At 64.0% G+C, this 2,716-nt stretch carries 2 protein-coding genes, 2 tRNA genes and 1 pseudogene; 1 reads left to right on the top strand and 4 read right to left on the bottom strand.

All coding sequences use genetic code 11. The annotated features are described in order from the left end of the window. Window positions 1–46 precede the first annotated feature (46 nt). A tRNA-Thr gene (locus Q1V78_RS03680) sits at window positions 47–119 on the bottom strand. A 508-nt stretch (window positions 120–627) separates the two neighbouring features. Between Q1V78_RS03680 and Q1V78_RS03675 the strand changes: the two genes are divergently transcribed. After that, window positions 628–1,404, top strand: coding sequence for an SPFH domain-containing protein (locus tag Q1V78_RS03675; protein ID WP_300611730.1), 777 nt, complete (start codon window positions 628–630; stop codon window positions 1,402–1,404). Between the two features lie 121 nt (window positions 1,405–1,525). Here Q1V78_RS03675 and Q1V78_RS03670 read toward each other — a convergent pair whose 3' ends face one another. The 3 genes and pseudogenes from Q1V78_RS03670 to Q1V78_RS03660 form a co-directional block, all read right to left on the bottom strand. Then, window positions 1,526–2,059 carry a type 1 glutamine amidotransferase domain-containing protein gene (locus Q1V78_RS03670; protein ID WP_300611728.1) on the bottom strand — a complete coding sequence of 178 codons (534 nt, stop codon included), beginning with the start codon at window positions 2,057–2,059 and terminating at the stop codon, window positions 1,526–1,528. 165 nt (window positions 2,060–2,224) lie between these two features. Continuing rightward, window positions 2,225–2,307: transfer RNA gene (locus Q1V78_RS03665), tRNA-Tyr, on the bottom strand. Window positions 2,308–2,448: 141 nt separating this feature from the next. Beyond that, window positions 2,449–2,716 (bottom strand): annotated as a pseudogene (locus tag Q1V78_RS03660) (polyprenyl synthetase family protein); the annotation flags it as partial.

The raw sequence follows: 2,716 nt of genomic DNA, 5'->3' as shown, positions 1-2,716 counted from the left end.
CACGGCCAGCGTAAACGGGTCACGTGACGGCCATATAAAATGACAGAGCCCCCTGACGGAATCGAACCGTCGACCTTTTCCTTACCATGGAAACGCTCTGCCGACTGAGCTAAGGGGGCGCAACTTAAATCGACCGAACCTAGCGAAGTAATCCGCTTTGGCCCGTTGATCGAAGCCTGAAGTAGCATAACCAGTTTCCAACGAGAAGCACAAATCTGCACGTCGTAGCTGGTTTCCGCGGTCGGTATGGGTGCGTCTTGGCTGGCATTAGGCGGTGGGTCGCGTGATTGCATTTTCCGCCGGGTGGGCCAGCTGTTTTATAGTTTCTAGTTGCGCCGTTTTCGGGTGTTAAGGGGTGTCCTGGGGATTACATTCAGGCGCTTTCCGGATGATGCACCGGCGGCGCGTGGCACACCCCTCACGGGGCAAGGAGGTTCGAGTCCTCTTGTTCATTTTATTCCGCGCCGCCCGGGAGCCCTTCGCTTGCGGCCTGTGGCCCGGCCCCGACGAGTGCTTTCGAGCGTTCCGACGCGCCGACGCCCCGCCGCCTGCGAATCCCACGCGGCGCGGAATCTTCAACTTCACGATCGCCTGTGCTGTGCGTGCTGACGAGTCTGGCGGTGACACATGTTCTTCAACCGCAACCGCAACTTCGGCTCCCGCATAGAGTACGTCGAGGCCGACGCGCCGCTGTCGTGGCGCCCGTCCTTCCCGCGCAGCCCGATCCCGCTGCCCGGGCACGTTGTGCTGCGTTCCCGCGACGGCGAGGTGACTACGCTCTCCCGTCCGGGGTTTGCGCTGCCCGCCGACCGTTTCGTGCAGGTCGATCAGCGCCGCCGCCAGCTTTCCTTCGCCCCGCAGCGGATCCCCACCGCCGAGGGGCAGGACGTCACCCTCACCTTTGTGCTGACCGTGCGGGTCAGTGATCCGGTAGCCTTCCTCACCGCCGCTGATGAGCCTGACCGGGAGGTCTACCTGGCCGCCCAGATCGCCTTGCGGGAGCTGGTGGCGACGAAGCCGCTGGCGGAGTTCATCGGTCAGCGCATCGACCTCTCCCCCGTCGCAGAGGCTGCGCGGGAGGCCGGCGAGGCGGTCGGCATCGAGGTGCTGGGAGATGTTCACCTCAAGGACCTCTCCCTGCCGCACGGGGTGGCCGAGGCGCTGAGCCAGGTTGAGGTGGATAAGCTCACCGCTGCCAGCGAGCTGGAGCGGGCACGCACCGAGGTGAAGATCACCCGTGCGCGCATGGGCACGGCGAAGGTGCTGGAGCAGAACCCGCTGCTGGCGAAGATTCGCCTGCTGGAGGCCCTGCCGCCAGGCACCACGCTGGAGCTGCGCGACCGCTCGCTGGAGTCGCCCGATCAGCCCCGGGAACCGCGGGACCAGGGCGAGCTCGACAGCTAGCTGACCCCCAGCTCGCTCGCGGGGAGCGCCCCGCTATCCCGTGCCCCGGTGGAGTCTTCTCGCCCCAAAAGAAAAAGGAGCCGAGCCCCAAATGGGACCCGGCTCCAATGCGCAGCAGGTTTTAGTGCTGCCCCTCGGCGAACTCCTCAACCAGCTTCGCGTTGAAGGCCTCAAGGTCAGCCGGAGTGCGGGAAGAGACCAGGCCGTTGTCCACGTGGACCTCCTCGTCGACCCAGGTCGCGCCAGCGTTCTGGAGGTCAGTCTTCAACGACGGGTACGAGGTCAGGGTACGGTCGCGGAGGACGTCCGCGTCGGTCAGAATCCACGCACCGTGGCAGATCACCGCGAGCGGCTTTCCGGCCTCGACGTGCTTCTTCACGATCTCGACCGCTGCCTCGTCCATGCGCAGCTGGTCGGCGTTTCCGGTACCGCCCGGAAGGATAATCCCGTCGAACTCAGCGTCGCGGGAACTTTCGGTAGAGGCATCCGCCTCAGAGGTAGAACCGTTCTTGCCCTCAATCTTCTCGCCACCAGGGCTGAGGACAGTCACTGCGCCGCCTGCCTGGCGGACAGCCTCAATCGGGGAGCTGAACTCACTGTCCTCGAAACGATTCGTCGCGAGAACACCAATGCACTTGCCATCTAGCTTTGCCATGTCTGCTCCTTTCTAAAGAACGTAGACCCCCATGGTGCCAGCAAAACGCGACGAGCAACACCCTCACTTTTTCACGCACCGCTTTGGGACCCCAACCCCGGAGTCAGCACCACGCCCCACCAACGCAAAAACTCCGCCAGGGTTTTCCCTGACGGAGTTCGTCTGTGCCAGATGTTGGATTTGAACCAACGAAGGCATAAGCCGGCGGATTTACAGTCCGCTTCCTTTGGCCGCTCGGACAATCTGGCGTACACCACTTGGTGCGCTCAATACCCTACTATGCGCCGAGAAGATTCCCTAAACGCGCTGCTCGGGCCAGGTATTGACGCCCTTAAAAGGAAGGCGGAACAACCGCGAAACACACGGGCAACAGCCCAAGCGCAACCGAACTAACCCAGGCGGTCCAGCGAGAAGGCCAGCAGGTGGCGCAGCGCCTCTGTGACCTCGTTGGCCGGCAGCTTCGCCAGCTCCGCCTCGGCCAGGCTGCGGTAATGCCCCACGTCCCGCTCCGCCAGCTCACGGCCGTTGGAACGCTGGATGAGATCCAGGCACTCCTCCACCACCGCGTCCTCGGTCACCGGGCCGGTCAGCAGCTCACGCAGGCGCGCGCCGACCTCGTCCTCCTGGCGCATCGCGTGCAGCACCGGCAGGGTGAAC

It is taken from the genome of Corynebacterium sp. (assembly GCF_030152825.1).
Classification (GTDB): Bacteria; Actinomycetota; Actinomycetes; order Mycobacteriales; family Mycobacteriaceae; genus Corynebacterium.
This window is presented reverse-complemented; position numbering and strand designations above follow the sequence as displayed.

What these genes read in the sequence shown, in the direction of transcription:
- Q1V78_RS03675 (WP_300611730.1), top strand. Translation starts at nt 628, where the DNA reads ATGTTCTTCAACCGCAACCGCAACTTCGGCTCCCGCATAGAGTACGTC.
- Q1V78_RS03670 (WP_300611728.1), bottom strand. Translation starts at nt 2,059, where the DNA reads ATGGCAAAGCTAGATGGCAAGTGCATTGGTGTTCTCGCGACGAATCGT.